We start from the raw sequence: 23,115 nt of genomic DNA on the forward strand, positions 1-23,115 counted from the left end.
CGATAAATTTAGCTCTATAGCATATTGAAATCAGATAACTAATAGCAAACCGCCTAAATCAGCTGCCATAAAGAAGGAGATGCATCTTGGTGGTTTTGAAAACCCTCCAAGCTTGGGCAACATTCCAAATCAAATTTATGGAAGGCAGTAAATACTAATTTGTATAATTCCTAAGTTATTCTTCCATAGAATACGCATTTTCGGATGTTTAAACAAGAATCTGCGTAATCCTTTAATCTGCGAGAATCTGTGATTGAATAATCCTATAATTCGCATAAATCTGCGATTCAGATTTTATCTACTTTTTCCAATCGCAGGTTATTCATGGCATCGGCTTGCAGACCTGTAATGTTATTTTGCGTTAAACGAATTACTTCATCGTAGAACAACACAATCACCGGACACTCCTCCACCACTATTTTATCCATAGCCTGATACAAGGCATAACGTTTTTGTTCATTCTGCTCCAATCGGGCTTGTTCGTATAAATGGTCGAAGGTTGCATTTTTAAAATGAGTTTTATTAGGACCAGCCGGCGAGAAATTAGGACTGTAAAATAAAGCCAGAAAGTTTTCTGCATCCGGGTAATCGCCAAACCAAGATTTCATGAAAAATCCCGAACGTCCGTTATCTACCGCTTCCTGGTGCGCCGGAAATTGGTTGATGTTAATATCAACCTGCACGCCTACCTCAGCCCAGTTTTTTTGCATGAATTCCGCTATCTCTTTGTGCTCCGCTACTGTATTGAGGCGAATACGTAAAGGTTTTTGCGGTCCGAAACCAGCGGCCTGCAATAATTTTCGGGCTTTTTCTGGTTGATAGGAATATCCCATCACTACTTTATTATTAAACGAAGGCAAAGCCGGTGGTACCATGCCGGAGTGCCCAGGAGTACCCAGATTATTGCGGTAATACAGAATAAGTGCTTTTTTATTTAAAGAGAGGTTTAAGGCTCTTCGCACGCGCTTATCGCGCAAGGCCGGATTATCTTCCGGTAAGTTTTTCGGGTCTAGCTGAAATCCTATGTATTCGGTATCCAGGTAAGGTCTTTTTTCTACTTTAAATTTACCGGCAAAATCTTCCTGCACGGTGCCATCCGGGTTAAATATTAAATCTTTAGAACTGCCTTTAACTCCTGACAAAAAATCAATCTTGCCTTGCTGAAAGGTGAGAAATTCCAGTTTCCGGTCGTTAATAAAAGAAATCTGTACGGCATCCAGATAGGGTAAGCGTTTCCGGTGATCGTCAAGCTTCCAGTACTGGGGATTTTTATGGTAAATAATGGCGTTCTCTTCGTCCCAGCTTTTAAATAAAAACGGCCCGGTACCAATAGGATGGCTACGAAAATCTTTCCCGTATTTTATAACTCCTTCTTTGGGCACCACAAAGGCATACGGCATACTTAAAATCCCTAAGAAAGGAATAAAAGGTTCTTTTAAATAAACTAATAGCGTACTATCATTCAGAGCTTTAAAGCAAGTGTCTGCAACTTCTCCTTCACTATTTTCCAGCACTTTCCCTTTAAATATCCAACTACCGGTACTGGCTGTTGGAGGGTCCAAGATTCGTTTGAAAGAATAAACAAAATCATTTGCGGTCACCCTGCGACCTTTACCATTTGCAAAAACCATGTTGTCGTGAAAAAAAACATCATGGCGCAAGTGAAATAAATACCGGCGACCATCCGGCGAAATTTCCCAGGATTGCGCAATGGCTGGAGCGGGTTGAAGCTGATTATCCAGCTCTACTAACCCATTATACAATTGGGTAACTGCCCATATATTTCCCTGATTGCGGGCGTACGCTGGGTCTAGGGAGGTTAAGGATTCCGGTTGGTTATACTTAAAAACTTTTTTGCTCGTTTCTTCAGTAAACCGCCTTTTACAGCCCCAAATTACAAGTGCCCAGCAGCAGAAAAATATCCGTAGTCTCTTCATGCAGAATAAAAATTTCTCCCTAAAATAGTATATCTTTGCGCAAGTTTTAGGTATTAAATTGCTGCCATTACATTATTCCAACATGACCGTTACATATCTGGGCCATTCGTGTTTTTTATTTGATTTTGATGGGGTTAAAGTGCTTGTTGATCCATTTATAACGTATAATGATCTGGCTAAATCCATTGATAAAGAAAATATTACCTGCGAATACATTCTTTTATCCCATGGCCACCAGGACCACATGGCCGATGCGGAATATTTCGCTAAAAAAGACAATGCCACTTTAATAGCCATATACGATATTGCGGAATGGTTTAAACAAAAAGGCGTGGAAAACTTGGTGCACCTAAATATTGGCGGTAAAGCACCTTTACCGTTTGGCACCGTTAAAATGGTAACGGCGGTGCATTCGAGTGTATTGCCCGATGGCAGCTATGGCGGTAACCCGGCGGGCTATGTTATTCAAACTGTGGATAAAGTATTTTATTTTGCCGGTGATACGGCTCTTACTTACGACATGAAATTGATTGCCGAAAAATTCGGCCAGGTGGATGTAGCCTTCTTACCTATTGGTGATCGGTTAACGATGGATATAGAAGATGCCTTAATTGCCGCCGAATGGGTGAATACAAACAAAATTATTGGTATGCACTATGATACCTTTCCGAATATAAAATTAGACAAAGAGCAGGCCTTTAAAGCTGCTCAACAGGCAGGTAAAGAATTAATTTTACTAGCCATTGGAGAAACCGTAACTATTTAAGTTTAGGAACAGCGTATAAAATGGGAAAAATAATTGCAGTAGCCAACCAAAAAGGCGGTGTAGGTAAAACCACTTCCGCGATTAACCTGGCTGCCAGCCTAGCCGCGTTGGAGTATAAAACCTTATTGGTAGATGCTGATCCGCAGGCGAACGCTACCTCTGGTATTGGATACGATCCGAAAGATATTTCTACTAGTATCTACGAGTGTATGGTAGATGGGCTGAACGCAGCGGACATTATTATATCTTCTTCTATTAATTTTTTAGACTTAATACCTTCGCATATCGATTTAGTTGGAGCTGAAGTTGAGATGATTAACCTGCCTAACCGCGAGGAAAAGATGAAGGAAGCTTTAGCACCGATTAAAGACAAATACGATTTTATTATTATTGATTGCTCCCCATCATTAGGCTTAATAACCGTAAACTCGCTTACAGCCGCCAACTCCGTAATTATTCCGGTGCAATGTGAGTATTTTGCTTTGGAAGGTTTAGGTAAGTTGCTTAATACCATAAAAATTATTCAGTCGCGCTTAAACCAGGAATTAGAAATTGAAGGCATTTTGCTGACCATGTACGATGTACGGTTACGCTTATCGAACCAGGTAGTGGAGGAAGTAAAGCTCCATTTTCAGCAAATGGTTTTTGAAACTATTATTCCGCGAAACGTGAAACTGAGTGAATCGCCGAGTTTTGGTTTGCCGGCCATTATGCACGATGCTGACAGCAAAGGTGCCATTAGTTATTTGAACCTGGCCCGCGAAATTGTGGAAAAAAATGCCGTGGTTCAAGCACGATAATTTACTGCTACCTGTTACTTAATTTAGGCTTTTACCGGAAAGCAGTTTCAAATTGTATTAATTCGAATGTCCGAAAATAAAAATCAAGTAAAGAAAAAAGGAGGATTGGGTCGCGGCTTAAACGCTCTTATAACGGGTAGTTACGATAAAAAAGAAGAAGCCGCTGTTCCTGTTGCGGTAGCTCCCGTAAATGCCATTGCTGAAATTCCTTTAGATACTATTCAGACAAACCCTTTTCAGCCACGTACGCACTTCGACGTTGAAGCTCTAGAAGAATTAGCCGAATCCATTAAAATTCAAGGTATTATCCAGCCTATTACGGTACGCAAGTTCGATGAAAATACCTACCAGCTAATTTCCGGCGAACGCCGGTTACAGGCTTCTAAGTTAGCCGGACTAAAAACTATTCCGGCTTTTATTCGACAAGCCAATGACCAGCAAATGCTGGAAATGGCTTTAATCGAAAACATTCAGCGCGAAAACCTGAACGCTATTGAAATTGCCCTTTCATATCAGCGATTACTGAGTGAATGTAATTTAAAGCAAGAAGAACTCGGCGATCGGGTAGGAAAAAAACGGACCACCGTTACCAATTACTTGCGCTTATTAAAACTTCCGCCAGATATTCAAATTGGCTTACGGGACAATCAAATTAGTATGGGTCACGCCCGCGCCTTAATTAATATTTCTACCGTTGAAAAACAATTAGAGGTTTATAAACGCATTATAGCCGATGAACTGTCCGTACGGAAAGTAGAAGAATTAGCCCGCCATTTAAATAACGAATCCAATCAAGAACCAAAAAAAGTAGAAAAACCAACCCCGACTCCCTCCGGCGAAATTAAAGTGGTAGAATCCCGTTTATCTACTCATTTCGGGACCAAAATTCAGGTAAAATCAAATTCTAAAGGTAAAGGAGAGATTAAAATCCCTTTTGTTTCCGTTGATGATTTAAACCGGATTTTGGAAATTTTAAATTATTAGTTATGATTGTTGCCCGTCGGAGTGTTGTTATTTTTTTAATATTTTTTTGCTGCCTTAGTAAAGCTCAAGCACAAGTTATCACGGCTGGCAACGATTCTATTGAGGTAAGTTCCACTCCCGCGGATACTCTTTCTAGGGGTATATTTGGAAGTTTAAAAAGTTGGGATAAACCTTCGCGGGCAGCTTTATACTCGGCTATTATACCGGGTGCCGGACAATTTTACAATAAAAGCTACTGGAAAATACCGATTATTTATACGGGTGGGGTCACTATCGGTTATTTCTTTAATAAATGGCATAAGCTTTATCTATCTTTCCGGTCTTCTTACGAAGTAAGGATTAGTCAAAAACCTTTAGCTCTGCCAGATCAATATGCCCAACGGTTCCCGGCCCCTACTTATACGCCGAACCTTGTTCGGGCAAGAGACGAGTATCGTCGTTATCGGGATTATAATATCATCTTTGCTATGTTATTATATGGCCTTAATGTAAGTGAAGCCTACGTAGATGCTCATTTAAAAGGCTTTGATATTAGTGATGAGTTATCCATGCGGTTTGAACCCACGATTATTACCGGTCCAGGTTTTGGGTACACTCCCGGCTTTGCGGTAAAATTAAATCTTAAAAAACAATGAGAATACTATTAATTGGCTACGGTAAAATGGGCCGCACCATTGAGCAAATAGCAAAACAGCGGAATCATGAAATTGTTGGCACCATAGACGTAACAAATACGAATACCTTAAGCCAGTACAATAATAGCAATGTAGATGCGGCTATTGAGTTTACCCATCCTGAATCGGCCTTTGAAAATGTAAAATATTGTTTAAATAACCGCATACCCGTTGTTTGCGGTTCTACGGGTTGGTTAGATCATTTCAACAAGGCCAAAGTTCTTTGTGAGTCGAGGAACGGTGCGTTTTTCTATGCCTCTAATTATAGTGTCGGCGTAAATTTATTTTTTCATTTTAACGAATATCTGGCCTCTAAAATGCAGGCTTATCCTAATTTTAAAATTTCGGTGAAAGAAGTACACCATACCCAAAAGGTAGATAAGCCTAGTGGCACAGCTATTACTACGGTTGACGGCATTCTTTCTCATTATTCAGATAAAAAAGGTTGGGTGTTAGCACCGGAACAAGCAGATAATAAAATTGCAATTACCTCCGAACGCATAGGTAACGTAGTGGGAACCCACATGGTACGCTACGAATCAGAAAACGACACCATTGAACTATTGCACGATGCACATAGCCGGACCGGCTTTGCCGAAGGTGCGGTAATGGCGGCCGAATGGCTGCAAAATAAAAAAGGTGTGTTTGGAATGAAAGATATGCTAAATTTGTAAGTTACAATATCATACGTATGAATATCAAGTTATTAACGAAACCAGAAAGAAAACCCAAAAAGCAGAAAAGCTTCTTCCGGGAATGGGGTGATGCTATTTTATTTGCGGTAATAGCGGCAACTCTTATCCGGTGGGCTACTTTCGAAGCGTATACCATTCCTACTCCTTCCATGGAGAAATCGCTTTTAGTAGGCGATTATTTATTCGTGAGCAAGCTGCATTATGGCCCTCGTACGCCACGTACCCCCTTGCAGGTACCTCTTACGCACCAAACGATCTGGGGAACTAATATACCGTCTTATTCCAGCGCTATTCAGTTAAAATCACATCGGTTACCTGGCTTTTCTAAAGTAAAAAATAATGACGTGGTGGTTTTTAATTATCCGCCGGAAGATCAATACCCCGCCGATCTGCGCACCAATTACATTAAACGTTGTATTGGCATTGCCGGTGATAAAGTTGAGGTGCGCGACATGGAGGTTTACGTAAACGGTATTTTAGCGACTAAACCCGAAAAGCTGCAGTATAGCTATTACTTAATGACTGAAAACGCGATTAACGAGAAAACGTTTGAGGAATACGACATTACCGATATTAATATGGTGCAAGGTGGGTATATAGTTCATACTATGCCCGAAACTGCCGAAAAATTAAAAGCTTTAGATTTTATCAAAGAAGTTCATCTGTTAAAAGATCCGGCCGGAGTAGCGGACCCTAGTGTGTACCCCAATCTACCTTCCCGCTTTAAATGGAACAAAGATAATTACGGCCCGGTACAAGTACCGAAAGAAGGACAAACCATAACCCTCGATTCCATGACGGTACCCCTTTACGAAACTGTTATCCGGAAGTACGAAGGAAACGAAAACGTAGAAGTAAAAGGCGATCAAATTTTTATTGCTGGAAAAGAAATTAAGACCTATACATTTAAGCAAAACTATTACTTTATGATGGGCGATAACCGGCATAATTCGGCTGATTCCCGTTTTTGGGGTTTTGTGCCCGAGGATCATATTGTAGGTAAAGCCGTTCTCATCTGGATGTCAGCCAATCCGAATGGTGGCTTGGGAGGCAAAATTCGCTGGAACCGGATATTCAATATTATTCACTAGGGTTTAGTCCATAGTCGACAGTCCACAGTTAATCTTATATGAATTGGTTTTAAGTTAACCAATATCTATTTCATAGTTGACCGAAAGGTAGTTATTGCATTTTAATGCTTTATATAAAATAAAAAACAAAAAAGTATTGATTTAGGTCAGTACTTTTTTGTTTTTCGGCAGCATATCTTTTTTTGCAAATAGAAAAATAGAAGTAGCAATTTTAGATTTTACCAATCTATTTCGGTTAAAGCATGTTGCTTTAAGTAAGTGTTAGCCTGACTGAAATGCCGGCAACCAAAAAAACCTTTATCGGCCGCAAATGGCGAAGGGTGCGCTGCCTTTAAGATACAATGCTTTTTCTTCTGTTCAATAATTACTCCTTTCTTTTGCGCGTAAGCTCCCCAAAGCATAAAGACTAAATTTTCCTTTTTTTCTGACACAATCTCGATCACCGCATCCGTAAACTCCTCCCAACCTTTTTTCTGATGAGAACCAGGAGTATTAGCCCGGACGGTTAAAGTGGCATTCAGCAATAAAACTCCTTGTTTTGCCCAGCGCTCCAGATTACCACTTTTCGGAATAGACTTGCCTAAATCATCCTGAATTTCTTTAAAAATATTCCGTAAGGACGGAGGTATAGCCACGCCATCGTTTACCGAAAAAGCAAGACCGTGGGCCTGACCAGGTCCGTGATAGGGATCTTGTCCAATTAAAACAACTTTTACTTGGTCAAACGGGCATTTATCAAAAGCATTAAAAATCTGACCGCCTGGCGGGTAGATCGTGTGCGCAGCGTATTCTTCTTTTACAAACGAAATAAGCTTTCTAAAATAATCTTTCTCAAACTCTTGTATTAATTCTTCCTGCCAGCTTTTTTCTATTTTTACGTTCATAATTATATTTTTTACAGTTTTATTCTGAAAACAGTAATTTTTAGGTATTTCCTTGTTTTACCAAAACTATTGCCTAAAATTGGGTGTTATTAACCAACAAAAAGGCTTTCAATATGGATACAACCACTACTGAAGGGGTAAAAATAACGGTTACTACCAACTATTTACCCGACTATTCCAGCCCTTCGCAGCAGCATTTTGTTTTTGCTTACAAAATTGTTATTGAAAATAACAGCGAATTTACGGTAAAGTTATTAAGGCGGCATTGGTATATCTACGATTCTAACGCAGTTGTACGGGAAGTGGAAGGGGAAGGTGTAGTTGGCCAGCAACCTGTGTTGGAGCCCGGCGAATCGCATGAATATGTATCTGGTTGTAATTTGAAAACCGGCTTGGGTAAAATGCGGGGTACCTACACCATGGAAAGATTAGTAGACGGAAGTTTGTTTACCGTAAATATTCCGGAATTTGTGTTAATTGTGCCTTACAAACTAAATTAGTTTTACCTTTTTTGTGTTCGCAATCCGGCTGGTATATTACTATATTCTACATTTTATTAAATCCACCCGGTTACATGGTATCCACTCTCCCTTTGTTTTTGATTTTTATAATCGGGTAATTATTCATACGGGTACTTACCGTATTTTTCCGGTTATTGAAAAAATACGACAAGATCTATTCAAAAGTAACAAGCTAATTCAAATAATTGATTTTGGTGCTGGCTCTCAAATTCGTAATACGCCCACTAAAACAATAAGTCATATTGCCCGAACGGCAGCCAACCCACCCCATACTGCCCAACTACTTTTCCGCTTAATCAATTTTCAGCAACCAGCCACCATTCTGGAGATTGGTACCAACTTAGGTATTACTACTTCTTACCTAGCCGCCGCAAAAAAAAAAGCCCGGGTATATACGCTGGAAGGTTGCCTTGATCTGGTGCAACAGGCGCAATCTCTTTTTAAAAAACTTAAATTAAAGAACATAGAAGTACTAACGGGTAACTTCGACGATACCTTACCCGCGCTATTAACTACCATAAACACCCTCGATTTTGTTCTATTCGATGGGAACCACCGTTATGAACCCACTTTGCGCTATTTCGAATGGTGCCGGGTAAAGGCGACAGAAACTAGTATTTTTGTATTTGACGATATTTACTGGTCGAAAGAAATGCAGCAAGCTTGGCGACAAATATGCGCCCACCCCGAAGTAATGATTTCTATTGATTTGTTTTACCTGGGATTAGTCTTTTTCCGGAAAAATCAGCCGAAGCAGCATTTTACTATTCGGCTTTAAGCGGCAATAGCCTGCCTTATTTTTAGTAACTTCTGCAATAAACCTTCTAATTGATCCAGCGGCAGCATGTTCGCTCCATCGGACTTAGCTACCCTCGGGTTAGGATGCGTTTCGATAAAAAGACCATCAGCTCCAACGGCAACAGCCGCCTTCGCAATTGTTTCAATTAAGGCCGGTTTTCCACCCGTAACTCCCGAGGTTTGATTAGGCTGCTGCAAGGAATGCGTAACATCCATCACAACCGGTACCTGGTGCGCTTTCATGGCCATAATATTCCGAAAATCAACTACCAAGTCGGAGTATCCAAAAGTATTACCCCGGTCCGTTAAAATAACGTTTGGATTACCCGATTCTACAATTTTATCCACGGCAAATTTCATGGACTCGCCGGAAAGAAACTGGCCCTTTTTAACATTTATCACTTTGCCCGTTTGGGCAGCAGCCACCAATAAATCGGTTTGCCGGCACAGAAAAGCCGGAATTTGCAGCACATCTACGTATTCAGCCGCCATAGCTGCTTCACTGGTTTCGTGAATATCGGTTACAGTAGGCACTTCAAACTGCTGGCTTACTTTTTGTAAAATACGTAAAGCTTTTTCATCGCCAATGCCCGTGAAAGAATCTAATCTGGAACGATTCGCCTTTCGGTATGAGCCTTTAAAAATCCAGGGTATTTGCAATCTATCTGTTATATCCTTTATTTTTTCGGCTATTTGCAAGGCCATCTCTTCTCCTTCAATAGCACATGGTCCCGCCATTAGGAAAAAATTACCGGAATCAGCATGTTTGAGTTTCGGAATAGATATCATTTCGAGTTCTTAAGTAAAGAGATACAAGTATCAAGACACTGGATAGTAGACTTTGCTTTCCTTAATATAATGATGTAACAATCAATTTAATGATTAAAGCAACATCGCCTTTATGAAAGTAATTTTGATTGGGTACTGAACTACTAATAAGATAAAGTAACAGCCTACTTACAAGCAAAGGTATTCAAATTAATTTGGAGATAAACTTTTGTTTGCAAATAAGTATTTCTTCAGGAGTGACAATACCATTTTCCTCTATTTAGCTTTTCAATTTTCTGGAAGATGCCAGTGTATAAATGTTGGCTTCAAAATTTCACATTCGCAACAATAAGGTTCTGTAAAAAAGCATCGACTTATTCAATCTCTATTCTTTGTAAACTAAATAATTTTTCTCTTTCTATAAATAATTTTTACTATGGCTTAAATGTAATATTTTCTTGTTTGTGTCGGATAAACCATACCTGGTATAGTACTAAAACAAGATACGTTATTTTTAATTTTTTCATTGTATCCAGCCCGCTTCTCCTCAAGTGGCAAGGTTCTTGAGCCTAAAAAGCGAAAAAGACCTTTTTGTTACCTCAACCTTGAATATTCCGGTCAAGTATTTTTACTGGATATTTGTATCCGAATGATATAAGAGTATTTTTGTATAACGTGCATATTATTAACTAATGGAAAAAATAACGACGAGCAAAATGGCAGGAACTTTACCCGACGGAAATAATCCTAACAACAATCGAAAATTGTTGGTAGTGGGGCTGATAATTGTGTTATTAACTATTAATGGCATACTCTTTTACATGCAGCACCAAAAAACCCAGCAGGTAGAAGAAAAAGAAGAAATTATCCGGGTAAAAAACAGTGAACTGGAGAATCAAATTAAAGTTTACGAAGCGCTGAAAGCCGATTTTGAACGTCAGAGTAGAGAGTTACAAGCCTTGGGGGTAGCTAACGATTCGCTCGAATCCCGAATTGCTTCGATTAATGCCGATTTAGTTAAGCTGCAATCTTTCCGGAATAGCTCGTTTAGTTTACAAGATCAGCGGTTATTTAAAGCCCGCGCCGCTAACCTCGAAAATCAACTCCGGCAGAAAAATGCGGAAATAGCGAAATTAAAAGAAGACAATCAGGTTCTATACGGTGAAAATACCAAACTTAAAACTACCAGCACCCAACTTTCAGATACCCTTAAAACATTAAAATCAACTAATACTACTTTAACCGAAAAAGTGGCTTTGGCTTCCCGCTTAGAAGCGGAAAATATTCAGGTAAACATTATCAACAAACGCGGTAAAGAAAAAGAAGACAATGATGCCGAATACCGGGCGAAAAGAGTGGAAAAAATTAAAGTTTCTTTTAAGTTAGCAAAGAATGATGTGGCTCCTAAAGAAGGAAAAGAAATTTTAATGCGTTTAATAGAGCCGGATGGGGCGGCAGTGTATAACCTGGCTACTGGTTCAGGTACCTTTATGCTGGACGGACAGGAAACCTTTTTCACTGCTAAACGCGATATAGTATTTGATAATACGCAGCAATCCGTCTCGTTCGTTTATTCTAAAGGAGCGGCTTATAAAAAAGGCTCTCACACCATTGAACTGTACGCGGATGGCGCTCTAATCGGTAAATCAACGTTTACTCTGAAATAATTAGAAGGTAATACTATAATAAGAGGCCCGATAAGATTGTAATCTTATCGGGCCTCTTATTATAAGGTTTTCTGTTTCGGTTAGGGCTACTCCACTAATACCCGACGATCTTGGATAACTCTAAAATTTTCTACTAATTTAATTGCTTCTGATATTTGTTCGGAGAAGATACAAACAAATGAGTCGCGCGTAGCATTCTCTAGTGCGTACGCAATAGCACGCATTTCCTCGGGAATTATTTTTACTTCCTTCTCGCCGTAATAATTAACTCCTTGCGTGAGCAGGCTGATAATCTCTTCCGGACTCGCACCGCGTAAATCCTCATCCTGTCGGATAATAATCTCGTCGAACAACTCACCGGCCATTTTACCTAATTCTATTGTATCTTCTGGCCGGCGATCCCCTACTCCGGCAATTATTCCCACTTTACGGGCCGCATGCGTGTTTTTTAAAAATTCACCAATAGCTTTCAATCCGGCCGCATTATGCGCATAATCAACCAGAACCTCAAAATTAGAGAATTTAAATAAATTCATCCGTCCGGGTGTTTTAGCGGGAGATGGTATAAAAGTGCGCAACGCGGTTTTAATATCATCGACGGCTACGTGCGATACATAAGCAGCTAAAGTGGCCGCTAATACGTTTTCGATGTTAAAACGAGCTCGTCCCCCGAAAGTTAAAGGAATATCGGCTACCCGGTCTATCCGGATTTTATAACTATTTTTAAAAATGGAAATGTATCCGTTTTCGAGTACCGCCGCTAAACCTCCTTTTGAGATATGTTTTAGAATTCGGGGATTATTTTCATCTAAACTAAAATACCCAATTTTACAACTGAGTTCTTTACCTATGGCATACACCAAATTATCATCCGCGTTTAGAATAGCATACCCATCGGGAACTACTGTTTTAGGAACCACTGCTTTTACTCGAGCCATATCTTCTAGGGTGTTAATGTCTTTTAACCCTAAATGGTCAGCGGCTACATTCGTTACAATGCCTACATCACAGTGCTGAAATCCTAAACCGGAACGTAACATCCCGCCCCGGGCACACTCCAGCACCGCGAAATTTACGGTTGGGTCTTTCAAAACAAATTCGGTACTACGGGCACCAGTGGTGTCGCCTTTTTCCAGCATCCGGTCCTGAATGTAAATACCATCGGTAGTAGTAAAACCTACCTGATAACCACAAGATTTAATAATATGGGCGGTTAAGCGGGTAGTTGTCGTTTTACCGTTGGTTCCTGTTACCGCAATAATTGGGATGCGGGAGGGGCAACCTCGAGGGAACAACATATCAATAACAGGCTCGGCCACGTTGCGGGGTAAACCATCCGTAGGCGAAATATGCATCCGGAAACCAGGGGCTGCATTCACTTCTAATACAGCTCCGCGCGCTTCGTTCAGGGGAATGGCAATATCGGTCGTCATTACGTCGATGCCGCATACATCCAGACCAATTATGCCGGCAATCCGTTCGGCCATAAGTACATTATAAGGATCAATAATATCGGTAACGTCCGTAGCTGTTCCGCCCGTGCTAATATTAGCCGTACTTTTAAGATAAAGAATTTCACCGGCAGATAAGACCGATTTAGTGGTTAATTCTTTATCTCGTAAAATGGCATTGGTTTGTTTATCTACTTTAATTTTAGTAAGCACTTTTTCGTGCCCCACTCCGCGTCGTGGATCTTCGTTTACCTTATCAATTAGTTCCTGGATTGTAGAAACCCCGTCTCCTACCACCATAGCCGGAGTACGCTTCGCAGCGGCCACAAATTTCTTGTTTATTACGAGTAACCGAAAATCAAATCCTTCGATAAATTGCTCTACTATTACAGCCTCCGAATACCTTTGCGCCTCGTTTAATCCTTTTAAAGCATCTTTCCAATTTTTAATGTTAATCGTGGCACCTTTGCCATGATTGCCATCTAAGGGTTTAATAACCATCGGATAGCCTAACTCGGTTACCGCCTTTTTCAGTTCCGTGGCATCGTATACAGTAGTACCTTGAGGGACAGGCACTCCCCCTTCCCGGAGCATATCTTTGGTTGCGTTTTTATCACCGGCTAACTCCACGGCAAAAACCGAAGTACGGCAGGTCATAGTGGCCTGAATGCGCTTCTGGTTCACGCCATAACCTAACTGAATAAGAGAGTTTTTATTCAGCCGAATAAAAGGTATATTCCGGCTCACTGCTTCTGCCACAATGGAATACGTACTCGGACCAATGTGTTCATCTTCCCGGATTTCGTGCAGCCGGTCAATGTCGCGTTGCAAATTGTATTTAGTACCTTTAATTAAAGCTTCGGTAATCTTCACCGCTGCACGGGCCGCATACTCTCCCGCCCGCTCTTCACTGTAAGAAAACAGCACATAATCCATGCTTTGATCCGGTGAGGGCATGGTTCGACCAAAGCCACAATCCATACCGCCTAAATTTTGCAGCTCCAGCGCGATATGTTCTATAACGTAGCTAAGCTTAGCTCCTTCTCTGACTATTTTAAAAAACCCCCCTTCTACTCCTTCAGCGCTCCGGTGCTCATATAAACCCGGAAACATTTGCTCCAGACGATCAGCAAATCCATTTAAGCTATTCGTTAACACACCGCTGTATTCGTTTAAATTTATCTTTAAAACTATAATCCTCGGATGTTTTACGGACCAATAATTAGGACCACGCATGATCCTTAAATCGACGATTTCCATGAATGGGAATATTATTTATATTTTCAAATCAAAAATTAATTTTTCTTCTCGGGATTCTTATTTATGATAGCTTTCCGCAGTAGTAATTTGGTATTGATCGCCTTTTCCCAGCATATGAACAATTAAATTGCGGATAGTTACCGGGGCACCAGTATGTACTATATGTACGTTAGTTTCGGTAGTGAGGTGTCCGTCGACAATAACAATTAAGCCGCTCCCAATTACTTCTAAATTCCGCCCTTCCCGTACAATTACACCGGTATCTTCTTCCAAACCAATGCCAATGCATCCCGGATTAGTAGCAATAGCCTGGGTCATGCGTACAATACGGCCCCGGGCAATAAAATGAGTATCAATAGCAATATCTCGCAAGAATTCCAATCCGGTAGTTATTCGTACATCGCCTTTTAAAATACCACTATCGGCAGAGGCTCCTTCATAAATCATGGGAGTGGACAGGGCTGTTGCTCCGGCACTAGTACCTGCAATTACAATATCATCGTAGGTATACCGATGTTTGAGAAGGGTTAAGAAATCGGTACCTCCCAAAATAGCGGTTAAGCGTAGCTGATCTCCCCCCGTAAACATAACGCCATTAGCTTGTTCAATCAGGTCCATATATTCTGGTTTGCTAACGTCTTCCCGGCAACGTATATCTATAACCTTTACATTGGTTAATCCTAATTCTTTAAAAGCTTTTATATAATCTTCTGCCGATTCCTCGGGTACAGAACTAGCCGTAGGAACCACGACCACTAATGGATTTTCGCCCTTTAACTCGCTTTTAAAACAATTTAAAATACCTAATTCAACAAAATTCGCATTATTATCCTGATTGGAACCTTCCTCGGGAGCCTGTCCTTTATTTTCCTTTCCGCCAATGGCAATTAAAACACCTTTAGGAGTTGGGCATTCCGAACTTTGTTCTAACGCTTTCCGCTTTTTTGTCATAGTAGGATTAACTTATTCTAATAATTTAAATCTAACAGTAGCTTTTGGCACCTATTTATTTAATTCATTTTGGCTTGCAGATAAAATACGCAGCCTAAAGAGAAAAGATAATCTAAAAACAAGGTTGGGTATTTAATGCGTTATGCACGTATTTATACGGAAAATTATAAAAAGAACAGATCCAATAATCTTGCATTACATATTTGTACTATTCATTTTGTTTTCTGTAATAATTGGATGCAGAGGGGAATGATGGCGGAGCTCAACAGCAATTAAAGTCCACTCTTATTGACAAGCATAGGCTTCCATCACCAGGTAATACAACCAACTTTTTCAAAAATCAACTATTTAGCGTTGGCGAATAAGGTGCAAGGCTTGCTCGTAAGTAAAAGCTACCGAAATAAACCGGTCTAAACCAGTTTCAAGAAAAACTGATTTAATAGTAGCTTTTAATTCAAATACAATAATTTTCTTTTTTCTATTTTGAAGTAATCTTTGATAGTGCAGTAAAGAGCGTAAACCAGCTATGCAAACATGCGTTAAGTTCTTACAATCTACCAGAATGGCCGGAGTATCTGATTGCAGACATTGTTCCAATTGACGATTTAACGAAAGAATTGTATTTGTATCTACACAACCAATTAAAGTAATGAGGAAATGATCACGATGTGAAATAGTATTTACTTCCATTCTGCTTTTTAGCCTAAATGTTTATTAAACTCTCAGCCAGATTAATTTACTCTATAATTTCATTGCTGTCATATTACTTATTGAATACTAGTAAATTACTTATATCTAAATGAATATAGAAGCCGATAATTTACTGAATTTCAAAAAGCCGTGTTAATAGCAGTTAAATCAGTATTTATACTTCTTGCGTATAAACTAGAAAATTTAATTTTGTAATAAAGTTAGTATAGATCCAATAAAATAAGTGCGTAATTTCTAATTTATCCATTTACTTTAATCTAATAAATAGGCCTAAAAAATACTTTCTTTCGTATAAGAGTTGATTGTCGTGTATAAAGTCAGTTTTAAATTGCATTATGCTGTTACTTTCGCGTACACTACCCTTGTTTAGCTTTTAATCTATTTAAGAATGATTAAAATATTATTAGTAGATGATCACAAAATTATCAGGGATGGAATTCAATCTTTATTAAAAGACGAAGCAACCATTCAAGTAGTAGGAGAAGCTTCAAATGGCTTGGAGATGGTGGACTTTATACCTAACAACCCGGTTGATGTAATTTTGATGGATTTAAACATGCCCTTGATGGATGGATTTGAGGGCACAAAATATATTCGGGAAAATTATCCGAACATAAAAATACTGGTACTATCCATGTTGGATCACGAAAACTATATTTCAAAAGTGCTGGACTTGGGTGCCTCGGGGTATATTCTTAAAAATACCGGTCGCGAAGAGATGGTTTATGCCATTACTACCGTTGCCGCCGGTAATCAATTTATCTGCACCGAGATTGCTCTTAATCTACTAAAAAGGGTACAATCAACCGCCACTAAAACAGAAGCTAACGGCAGCCGGCAGCACGGTGATTTATCAAAACGCGAAATAGAAGTACTAAGGTTAATTGCCGAAGGATTTACTAACGCCGAGATTGCCGATAAGCTTTTCACCAGTAAGCGAACGATCGAATCGCACCGACAGCATTTAATTGAAAAAACTCAGGCTAAAAATACCGCGGCTTTAGTAAAATTCGCTTTGGAAAAAGGCATTATTGATTAGACTAATTGGTCCCTATTCGATGGTCGATAGTCCACGGTTGATCGTGTAAATACGCTCAATTTAAATAGCGCTCTGCGTTACCTCTACAATAAAAAAGGCTTGGTTTTTAACCAAGCCTTTTTTATTGTAGAGGTAACGAGCGGATTCGAACCGCTGTAGCAGCTTTTGCAGAGCTGAGCCTAGCCACTCGGCCACGTTACCGTGTATTTGCGAGTGCAAACATAGACATAAATTTGCGTGATTCAAAACGCTAAGCCGGGAAAATATTTTTTGTTAGTCTGTAAGTTAGGTATGTACCATTATTTATTACGTTCATAAAAAAAGCGCTCTGAAAACAGAGCGCTTTTATATTTTAATTAAAGCAAAAACTATTCAGCCTCTGCTTCTTCGTCGGATGTCTCCGGTTTAGGGTTTTCCGTTGCTGCTTTAGCATCGGCCGCGGCCTGCAGCTTTTTAGCGCCAACTTCTTTTTCGTTATTCTGCATTTGCTCTCTTAAAGCCGAAAGTGCTTCCAGATCACCAAGAGTAGATTTTACTTCTTCTTTTTTCTTGATATCAACCGGCTTAGCACCTTGCTGAGTGGGAGCAGCACCTACTACCGGACTCGGTTTTTTCTTGGCAAACTTATCGGCTTTAGAGGCTTCTTCTCTCGCATCCAGGTAAACGTTGCTATGCGATAAAGTAATCTTACGATCTTCTTTCGAGAACTCAACTACTTTAAAGTCTAAAGTCTCGCCAGCTTCGGCAACTGCACCATCTTCTTTAACCAGGTTTTTAGGATAAGCAAATCCTTCGATACCGTAAGGCAATTCCAGTACCGCACCCCGATCGCTCTTCTCGAGGATAGTAGCCCGGTGGATAGAACCTATGTGGAACACCGTTGCAAAAGTATCCCAAGGGTTTTCTTCCAGTTGCTTATGACCTAAAGCTAAACGGCGGTTTGGCACATCCAACTCTAATACTACTACGTCCAAGGTCTCGCCTACTTTCACGAACTCAGAAGGATGTTTAATTTTCTTCGTCCAGGATAAATCGGAAACGTGTACTAAACCATCTACGCCTTCTTCTAACTCAATGAATAAGCCAAAGTTAGTCAGATTACGGACAACCCCGGTATGCCGGGTTCCGACGGCGTACTTCTCTAATACATCTTGCTTGGTCCAAGGATCTTCGGTTAATTGCTTAATACCCAACGACATTTTGCGCTCGTCCCGGTCCAAGGTCAACACCACTGCTTCAATTTCATCGCCTTGCTTAATGAAGTCCTGCGGATTACGCAAGTGCTGCGACCAACTCATTTCGGAAACGTGAATCAATCCTTCTACGCCAGGCAAAATTTCCAGGAAAGCACCGTAATCGGCTACGTTTACAATTTTACCTTTAACCCGGGAACCAACTTCAATGTCAGCCGATAAAGCATCCCATGGGTGAGGCGTTAATTGCTTCATACCCAACGAAATACGCTTTTTGTCCTCGTCGAAGTCTAAAACTACTACGTTTACTTTCTGGTCTAATTCCAGTACTTCTTGCGGATGGTTGATGCGGCCCCACGAAATATCGGTGATGTGCAGTAAACCATCTACCCCACCTAAATCGATAAACACCCCGAAATTAGTCATGTTCTTGATAACTCCTTCGAGTACCTGACCTTTTTCCAGGTTGTTCAGGATGCCCTGACGTTGCTGCTCCAGATCTTTCTCGATGAGTACCTTATGCGAAACAACTACGTTATCGAAAGCCGAATTAATTTTAACTACTTTAACTTCCATTTTCTTACCCACGAAAATATCAAAATCACGGATTGGCTTCACATCAATTTGAGAGCCGGGTAAGAAAGCTTCCACACCGTACAGGTCCATAATTAAACCACCTTTAGTCCGGCGTTTTACTAAACCTTCCAGTACTGTATCGTGCTCTAATGCTTTGTGAATATTGTCCCAAGCCTTCACAATTTTAGCTTTTTTCCGGGACAAGATTAATTGACCGTTAGGGTCTTCCTGATCTTCGATGAATACTTCTACTTCGTCACCGATTTTAATGTCGGGTTGATCGCGGAATTCAGAAAGGGGAACTAAACCATCTGATTTGAAACCGATGTTCAGAATAACATCCCGATCGGTGATACCTACAATAGTACCTTTAATTACCTCTTCTTCCTGAACGGTATTCAGGGTATCGGAGTACATTTTTTCTAGTTCGGTCCGCTGATCTTTGGAATAAGCACCGCCAAACTTTTGGGATTCAAATTTATCCCAATCAAAATCATCAATATTTGCACTCATAAATAATAGCTCTGAAATACTAACCAACAGCCGAGCTTTCTGCCGGTAATTTGTTTATAAAACTTCCGGATTAGCCGGAACCATTCATTTTGAACGGACGGCAAAAGTAGTCAATTTGAGGGAAAAATAAAAATAATGTTTTGAAGTGACCGTGTAAGCCTTTGTGGTTGATTATGTTAACCACGAATCACTTTTTCTGTACTAACTAATATGTTATAGTAAGTACAACTTAAAAAGCAAAACATTGCGCAACAGCTAAAGCTCACAAAATACTACTCGCTTTAGGTAGTAGAAAATATTCTGGCATAACGCATCATATGCCATGTTACTAGTTCTTCGTGCGCAAATAAGTATGCCAACTAGTATCAATAGTATCGGAATGTAAAACCAGGAAGGAGGTTAAACTAGGCTTTTTCGGTTTTTGCTTTAATTGCATATTGGCTTCCTCCGGCGTACGATCCCCTTTTCGGGTATTACAACGCATACAAGCCGTACCTAAATTCGTCCAATTCGATTCTCCTCCCCTGGATCGCGGAATAATATGATCGATGGTTAAATTTTTAGTAGAATCGCAGTACAAACAGCGAAACTGATCGCGGCGCATAATATTCTGGCGGCTAAGGGCAATGCCCTTATAAGGCACATTTACGTAGCGTTGCAACCGAATAATGGAGGGTACCGGAAATGATTTGCTAACTGTACGCAAAGCGCCCTTCCGTTTTTCTACTAATTCGGCTTTATCCAGAAATAATAAAATAAAAGCTTTATGAATACTGCAAAGAGAAATAGCGGAATAATCTTGATTAAGAATTAGTACTTTCTGATCCATAAACGTGTAAGATGCTTGCCTAACCTACGTAATTTTCACTTGTTTAGCAAGAACAGGTGGTACATTTAAGAACAAAAAAGTTAAAGGATTTATTTTGCTGCCGGCAGAATTCTTTTTATGATGCGCAAGCGGTGGGTATACCGTTTGCGCTGCTGATTAAAAATACCATAATGATCGAGTACGTCTATTCTTACCTCGCCGTGCGCGTGAATAATCTGCGGGTTTTCCAGCATGACTCCTACGTGAATGATTCGTCCTTCGTCGTTATCGAAAAAAGCTAAATCACCGGGTTGCGTTTGGTTGGCGAAATGAACTTCTTCGCCTAAAGATACTTGTTGCCAGGCATCGCGGGGGAAAGAATAACCGCAAATGCCGTAAACCTGCTGCACAAAACCGGAACAATCTATGCCAAAAATAGACTTGCCTCCCCACAAGTAAGGAGCTTTGAGGTAACTTCTGGCAATTTTAGTAAAAAAGTTGATTTTAAAAGGCAAAGAGTTGTTAGTAGCCCGGCCACTGTAAACGTATTTTTGGTTATTTATCCGAATGTTGATACCATCAAAAAAAGGAAGTATGCTGCCAATCATTATTGGAATGCGTGTTTCCGGACTGCTAATGGTTTGCACTAAATCTACCGCCCGCGGATGCAGCAATTCTTTCCACTCCTCAAAATAATCTGTGGTTACCGGGCAGTTTTGCTTAAAATCAATCCAACCAATGTAATCATCCGCCGCAATTTGAATCTGGTACCAGTTTCCTTGTGAACCAATTATTTTATAACATTCCCCGTAAAGCAACTGAGTAACTAATTCACTTTTATCGGAAGGTTCGGCCCGTACGGGTACTAAACTTAAACTGCAAATTCCGTAATCCACTGTTTTTTTTAGAGGTTAGATGCTAGATTTTAGATATTAGACTTAGAACAGATATTCTGGTTTTACTTAGAGCCTATTATCAAAATTAATCATATAAAGCAATTTTGTCTAATATCTATAAATCTAATATCTAGCGTCTAATTTAAAATCGTTCGCGCTGCAATTCCCGTTTTACGTCGCGTTCTTTAATGTCTTCGCGTTTATCGTACAACTTTTTACCGCGAGCCAGAGCAACTTCTACTTTAGCGAAACCACGGTCGTTAACAAAAAACCGGATAGGAATAATGGTAAGTCCTTGTTCTTCTGATTTTTTATTTAACTGATTTAATTCCTTTTTATTTAAAAGCAGCTTGCGCGGGCGGGTAGGCTCGTGGTTGTTGTAGGTTCCTTCGGTGTATTTAGCAATAGTTACCTGGTGCAGCCACAACTCGTTTTGTAAAAAAGTGCAGAAACCATCTTGCAGGTTTACGTTCCCCTCGCGGATGGATTTTATTTCGGTACCCGTAAGCATAATTCCCGCGATGTATTTACTCAAGAATTCATACTCGTACGAAGCCCGCCGGTTAACTATGTTGACGTTTTTCTTAATTCGATCTTTTTCTTTCGCCATTTATCCTCGTATAATTATCAAAAGTTTAGCTAATTTTTCTTTTTTCAAAATTTTAAAGCTGGTTTCTCCTGCCGTAAACCAAAGAACTTACATTATTGCCAACTTAAAAGATTCTCGAATCTAATAAAAGGAGCTTTCCGAACTCAGCATTATCCTAAACAAAGATTAAATAATAGTTTTACGGTCTTTAATAATTAATGGAGATGACTATTGTTTATAAATCTGGCTTGTAATGCTTGCTACTTTGATTTTTAAAGGCAGAATTTACCTGTAAAGTATAAAAATTTTAAAATTCGATTTTCTCAGGAGCCTTACCAATATAACATTTTCGTTATATTTTACTTGAAAATCCGTTTTATAATCCGATATTGTCTTTTAACTAACTTATTTATATAATTATATTGTGAATCGGAAGACTTTTTTTCTATTCTGCCCTCTGGTTTTAAGTCTAACTTATTTTGTTGCACCCTGGATTTCTCCCGTTTTGCAGAATGAGAACTTAATTCAAACCAAAAAAAATGTTCAACAATTAGTACAGTCCGATACTTTAGTACTTCCTGAAACTGCTATTAATTTTTTAGATAAGGATTCATTGAAAGTTTCTGTAAAACCCGAGAGGAAAGGAGACAGCTTGAAAACCGCCCAATTAGCGGTAAAAGAAAAACTAAAAAGTGAAGTTACTCCTTCGTCTTCACCCGTGATTGGTCCGGATACTTTGGCCGGTTCTATTTTGCCCCGTAAACGAATTATTGCTTTTTACGGGAATCCCTTATCTAAACGAATGGGCATATTGGGCGAACTGCCGCCGGATGAAATGCTGGCCAAATTAGACCAGGAAGTTGCCCGCTGGGAAAAGGCCGATCCCCGCACTCCGGTGCAACCCGCCTTACATGTAATTGCTGTTACGGCCCTAGATGAGCCAGGTAATAGTGGTAAATACCGGCTTCGTATGGCCAATTCGGTGATTGATTCTGTGCTGGCTTTAGCGCAACAACGGAACGCTCTTGTATTTTTAGATATTCAGGCCGGACACAGCACTTTGGAGGAAGAATTACCGCCTTTAGAAGCTTATTTAAAATTACCGAACGTGCACTTGGGTATCGACCCGGAATTTGCTTTAAAACCCAATCGTATTCCGGGGCGATACGTGGGTTCGTACGACGCCGCAGATATTAATTTTGCTTCGCAATATCTGGCCGATCTTGCTCAGCAAAATCAATTGCCGCCGAAATTGTTAATTGTGCACCGATTTACCCAAAAAATGATTACCAATTACAAAAACATAAAATTAAATCCCAATTGCCAGATTGTAATGCACATGGACGGCTGGGGCAGCCCTTCTATAAAGCGTTGGAGCTACCAGAAATACATTAAAGCCGAGCCCGTGCAATATTCCGGGCTGAAGATTTTCTATAAAAACGATATTAAAAGAAAAGGATGGCGCTTGATGAAGCCCAAAGAAATACTCACCTTAACTCCTAAGCCGTATTACATTCAGTACCAGTAAGAATATAGATTCCAG

The 23,115-nt window shown here is 40.0% G+C and carries 21 protein-coding genes and 1 tRNA gene; 11 read left to right on the forward strand and 11 right to left on the reverse strand.

Translation table 11 applies throughout. The features are described 5' to 3' along the window. Positions 1 to 287: 287 nt before the first annotated feature. Entirely contained in the window at positions 288 to 1,937 is a 1,650-nt protein-coding gene (locus AHMF7605_RS07150; RefSeq protein ID WP_106927826.1) for an ABC transporter substrate-binding protein, read from the reverse strand. Between the two features lie 82 nt (positions 1,938 to 2,019). Between AHMF7605_RS07150 and AHMF7605_RS07155 the strand changes: the two genes are divergently transcribed. The 6 genes from AHMF7605_RS07155 (at position 2,020) to lepB (ending at position 6,947) form a co-directional block, all read left to right on the forward strand. After that, positions 2,020 to 2,703 (forward strand): metal-dependent hydrolase, encoded by a 684-nt coding sequence (locus AHMF7605_RS07155; protein WP_106927828.1) that lies wholly within the window; start codon positions 2,020 to 2,022, stop codon positions 2,701 to 2,703. A gap of 20 nt (positions 2,704 to 2,723) precedes the next feature. After that, entirely contained in the window at positions 2,724 to 3,503 is a 780-nt protein-coding gene (locus AHMF7605_RS07160) for a ParA family protein (protein WP_106927830.1), read from the forward strand. Between the two features lie 66 nt (positions 3,504 to 3,569). After that, on the forward strand, positions 3,570 to 4,487 hold the full coding sequence (locus AHMF7605_RS07165; protein WP_106927832.1) for a ParB/RepB/Spo0J family partition protein: 918 nt from the start codon (positions 3,570 to 3,572) through the stop codon (positions 4,485 to 4,487). 2 nt (positions 4,488 to 4,489) lie between these two features. Continuing rightward, positions 4,490 to 5,122, forward strand: a complete 633-nt coding sequence (locus AHMF7605_RS07170) for a DUF5683 domain-containing protein (protein WP_106927834.1) — start codon at positions 4,490 to 4,492, stop codon at positions 5,120 to 5,122. Continuing rightward, complete coding sequence (gene dapB / locus AHMF7605_RS07175; RefSeq protein WP_106927836.1) at positions 5,119 to 5,835, forward strand: 4-hydroxy-tetrahydrodipicolinate reductase; 717 nt, start codon at positions 5,119 to 5,121, stop codon at positions 5,833 to 5,835. Before AHMF7605_RS07170 ends, dapB begins: the two co-directional genes overlap by 4 nt. 17 nt (positions 5,836 to 5,852) lie before the next feature. Next, positions 5,853 to 6,947, forward strand: coding sequence for a signal peptidase I (lepB, locus tag AHMF7605_RS07180; protein ID WP_106927838.1), 1,095 nt, complete (start codon positions 5,853 to 5,855; stop codon positions 6,945 to 6,947). 218 nt (positions 6,948 to 7,165) lie between these two features. Here the strand turns inward: lepB and ung are convergent, their stop codons facing one another. Beyond that, positions 7,166 to 7,831, reverse strand: a complete 666-nt coding sequence (gene ung, locus AHMF7605_RS07185; RefSeq protein WP_106927840.1) for a uracil-DNA glycosylase — start codon at positions 7,829 to 7,831, stop codon at positions 7,166 to 7,168. A gap of 113 nt (positions 7,832 to 7,944) precedes the next feature. Between ung and apaG the strand changes: the two genes are divergently transcribed. Together apaG and AHMF7605_RS07195 are read left to right on the forward strand one after the other, a co-directional pair. Then, on the forward strand, positions 7,945 to 8,331 hold the full coding sequence (gene apaG / locus AHMF7605_RS07190; RefSeq protein WP_106933378.1) for a Co2+/Mg2+ efflux protein ApaG: 387 nt from the start codon (positions 7,945 to 7,947) through the stop codon (positions 8,329 to 8,331). A gap of 13 nt (positions 8,332 to 8,344) precedes the next feature. After that, the gene (locus tag AHMF7605_RS07195) at positions 8,345 to 9,130 is read left to right on the forward strand and encodes an O-methyltransferase (RefSeq protein ID WP_233218970.1); all 786 of its coding nucleotides are present in this window, start codon (positions 8,345 to 8,347) and stop codon (positions 9,128 to 9,130) included. Here the strand turns inward: AHMF7605_RS07195 and kdsA are convergent. Beyond that, positions 9,127 to 9,939 carry a 3-deoxy-8-phosphooctulonate synthase gene (kdsA, locus tag AHMF7605_RS07200; protein WP_106927842.1) on the reverse strand — a complete coding sequence of 271 codons (813 nt, stop codon included), beginning with the start codon at positions 9,937 to 9,939 and terminating at the stop codon, positions 9,127 to 9,129. The genes AHMF7605_RS07195 and kdsA overlap by 4 nt on opposite strands. 671 nt (positions 9,940 to 10,610) lie before the next feature. Here kdsA and AHMF7605_RS07205 point away from each other — a divergent pair. Then, positions 10,611 to 11,585: a hypothetical protein gene (locus AHMF7605_RS07205; protein ID WP_233218971.1), complete on the forward strand. Its 975-nt coding sequence runs from the start codon at positions 10,611 to 10,613 to the stop codon at positions 11,583 to 11,585. An 86-nt stretch (positions 11,586 to 11,671) separates the two neighbouring features. On the opposite strand, the gene cphA is transcribed toward AHMF7605_RS07205, so the two are convergent. The 3 genes from cphA to AHMF7605_RS07220 form a co-directional block, all read right to left on the reverse strand. Further along, a complete protein-coding gene (gene cphA / locus AHMF7605_RS07210) occupies positions 11,672 to 14,296 on the reverse strand; it encodes a cyanophycin synthetase (protein WP_106927844.1) in 2,625 nt (874 codons plus the stop codon). 57 nt (positions 14,297 to 14,353) lie between these two features. Continuing rightward, on the reverse strand, positions 14,354 to 15,247 hold the full coding sequence (locus AHMF7605_RS07215; protein ID WP_106927846.1) for a cyanophycinase: 894 nt from the start codon (positions 15,245 to 15,247) through the stop codon (positions 14,354 to 14,356). A gap of 348 nt (positions 15,248 to 15,595) precedes the next feature. Beyond that, the gene (locus tag AHMF7605_RS07220; RefSeq protein WP_106927848.1) at positions 15,596 to 15,937 is read right to left on the reverse strand and encodes an STAS domain-containing protein; all 342 of its coding nucleotides are present in this window, start codon (positions 15,935 to 15,937) and stop codon (positions 15,596 to 15,598) included. Between the two features lie 409 nt (positions 15,938 to 16,346). Here AHMF7605_RS07220 and AHMF7605_RS07225 point away from each other — a divergent pair, with 409 nt between their 5' ends. Further along, positions 16,347 to 16,997 (forward strand): response regulator, encoded by a 651-nt coding sequence (locus AHMF7605_RS07225; protein WP_106927850.1) that lies wholly within the window; start codon positions 16,347 to 16,349, stop codon positions 16,995 to 16,997. 130 nt (positions 16,998 to 17,127) lie between these two features. Here the strand turns inward: AHMF7605_RS07225 and AHMF7605_RS07230 are convergent. From AHMF7605_RS07230 to smpB, 5 genes are all read right to left on the reverse strand, one after another. Next, positions 17,128 to 17,198, reverse strand: a tRNA-Cys gene (locus AHMF7605_RS07230). A 167-nt stretch (positions 17,199 to 17,365) separates the two neighbouring features. After that, positions 17,366 to 19,279, reverse strand: a complete 1,914-nt coding sequence (gene rpsA, locus AHMF7605_RS07235) for a 30S ribosomal protein S1 (protein WP_106927852.1) — start codon at positions 19,277 to 19,279, stop codon at positions 17,366 to 17,368. A gap of 328 nt (positions 19,280 to 19,607) precedes the next feature. Beyond that, the gene (locus tag AHMF7605_RS07240) at positions 19,608 to 20,108 is read right to left on the reverse strand and encodes an HNH endonuclease (RefSeq protein WP_106927854.1); all 501 of its coding nucleotides are present in this window, start codon (positions 20,106 to 20,108) and stop codon (positions 19,608 to 19,610) included. Between the two features lie 89 nt (positions 20,109 to 20,197). Beyond that, positions 20,198 to 20,983, reverse strand: a complete 786-nt coding sequence (locus tag AHMF7605_RS07245) for a C40 family peptidase (RefSeq protein ID WP_106927856.1) — start codon at positions 20,981 to 20,983, stop codon at positions 20,198 to 20,200. Between the two features lie 142 nt (positions 20,984 to 21,125). Beyond that, a complete protein-coding gene (gene smpB, locus AHMF7605_RS07250; RefSeq protein ID WP_106927858.1) occupies positions 21,126 to 21,593 on the reverse strand; it encodes an SsrA-binding protein SmpB in 468 nt (155 codons plus the stop codon). Between the two features lie 592 nt (positions 21,594 to 22,185). Between smpB and AHMF7605_RS07255 the strand changes: the two genes are divergently transcribed. Then, the gene (locus AHMF7605_RS07255) at positions 22,186 to 23,100 is read left to right on the forward strand and encodes a hypothetical protein (protein ID WP_146153534.1); all 915 of its coding nucleotides are present in this window, start codon (positions 22,186 to 22,188) and stop codon (positions 23,098 to 23,100) included. The last annotated feature ends 15 nt before the right edge of the window (positions 23,101 to 23,115 follow it).

Origin of the sequence: Adhaeribacter arboris, assembly GCF_003023845.1 — a bacterium.
Classification (GTDB): domain Bacteria; phylum Bacteroidota; class Bacteroidia; order Cytophagales; family Hymenobacteraceae; genus Adhaeribacter; species Adhaeribacter arboris.

Excerpts from the sequence above, each read along its gene's own strand:
- ung (WP_106927840.1), bottom strand. The coding sequence starts at position 7,831 with ATGAACGTAAAAATAGAAAAAAGCTGGCAGGAAGAATTAATACAAGAG.
- AHMF7605_RS07205 (WP_233218971.1), top strand. The coding sequence starts at position 10,611 with ATGGAAAAAATAACGACGAGCAAAATGGCAGGAACTTTACCCGACGGA.
- AHMF7605_RS07220 (WP_106927848.1), bottom strand. The coding sequence starts at position 15,937 with ATGGAAGTAAATACTATTTCACATCGTGATCATTTCCTCATTACTTTA.
- smpB (WP_106927858.1), bottom strand. The coding sequence starts at position 21,593 with ATGGCGAAAGAAAAAGATCGAATTAAGAAAAACGTCAACATAGTTAAC.
- dapB (WP_106927836.1), top strand. The coding sequence starts at position 5,119 with ATGAGAATACTATTAATTGGCTACGGTAAAATGGGCCGCACCATTGAG.
- AHMF7605_RS07215 (WP_106927846.1), bottom strand. The coding sequence starts at position 15,247 with ATGACAAAAAAGCGGAAAGCGTTAGAACAAAGTTCGGAATGCCCAACT.
- AHMF7605_RS07150 (WP_106927826.1), bottom strand. The coding sequence starts at position 1,937 with ATGAAGAGACTACGGATATTTTTCTGCTGCTGGGCACTTGTAATTTGG.
- AHMF7605_RS07160 (WP_106927830.1), top strand. The coding sequence starts at position 2,724 with ATGGGAAAAATAATTGCAGTAGCCAACCAAAAAGGCGGTGTAGGTAAA.
- kdsA (WP_106927842.1), bottom strand. The coding sequence starts at position 9,939 with ATGATATCTATTCCGAAACTCAAACATGCTGATTCCGGTAATTTTTTC.
- AHMF7605_RS07165 (WP_106927832.1), top strand. The coding sequence starts at position 3,570 with ATGTCCGAAAATAAAAATCAAGTAAAGAAAAAAGGAGGATTGGGTCGC.
- apaG (WP_106933378.1), top strand. The coding sequence starts at position 7,945 with ATGGATACAACCACTACTGAAGGGGTAAAAATAACGGTTACTACCAAC.
- cphA (WP_106927844.1), bottom strand. The coding sequence starts at position 14,296 with ATGGAAATCGTCGATTTAAGGATCATGCGTGGTCCTAATTATTGGTCC.
- rpsA (WP_106927852.1), bottom strand. The coding sequence starts at position 19,279 with ATGAGTGCAAATATTGATGATTTTGATTGGGATAAATTTGAATCCCAA.
- AHMF7605_RS07170 (WP_106927834.1), top strand. The coding sequence starts at position 4,490 with ATGATTGTTGCCCGTCGGAGTGTTGTTATTTTTTTAATATTTTTTTGC.
- lepB (WP_106927838.1), top strand. The coding sequence starts at position 5,853 with ATGAATATCAAGTTATTAACGAAACCAGAAAGAAAACCCAAAAAGCAG.
- AHMF7605_RS07155 (WP_106927828.1), top strand. The coding sequence starts at position 2,020 with ATGACCGTTACATATCTGGGCCATTCGTGTTTTTTATTTGATTTTGAT.
- AHMF7605_RS07240 (WP_106927854.1), bottom strand. The coding sequence starts at position 20,108 with ATGGATCAGAAAGTACTAATTCTTAATCAAGATTATTCCGCTATTTCT.
- AHMF7605_RS07225 (WP_106927850.1), top strand. The coding sequence starts at position 16,347 with ATGATTAAAATATTATTAGTAGATGATCACAAAATTATCAGGGATGGA.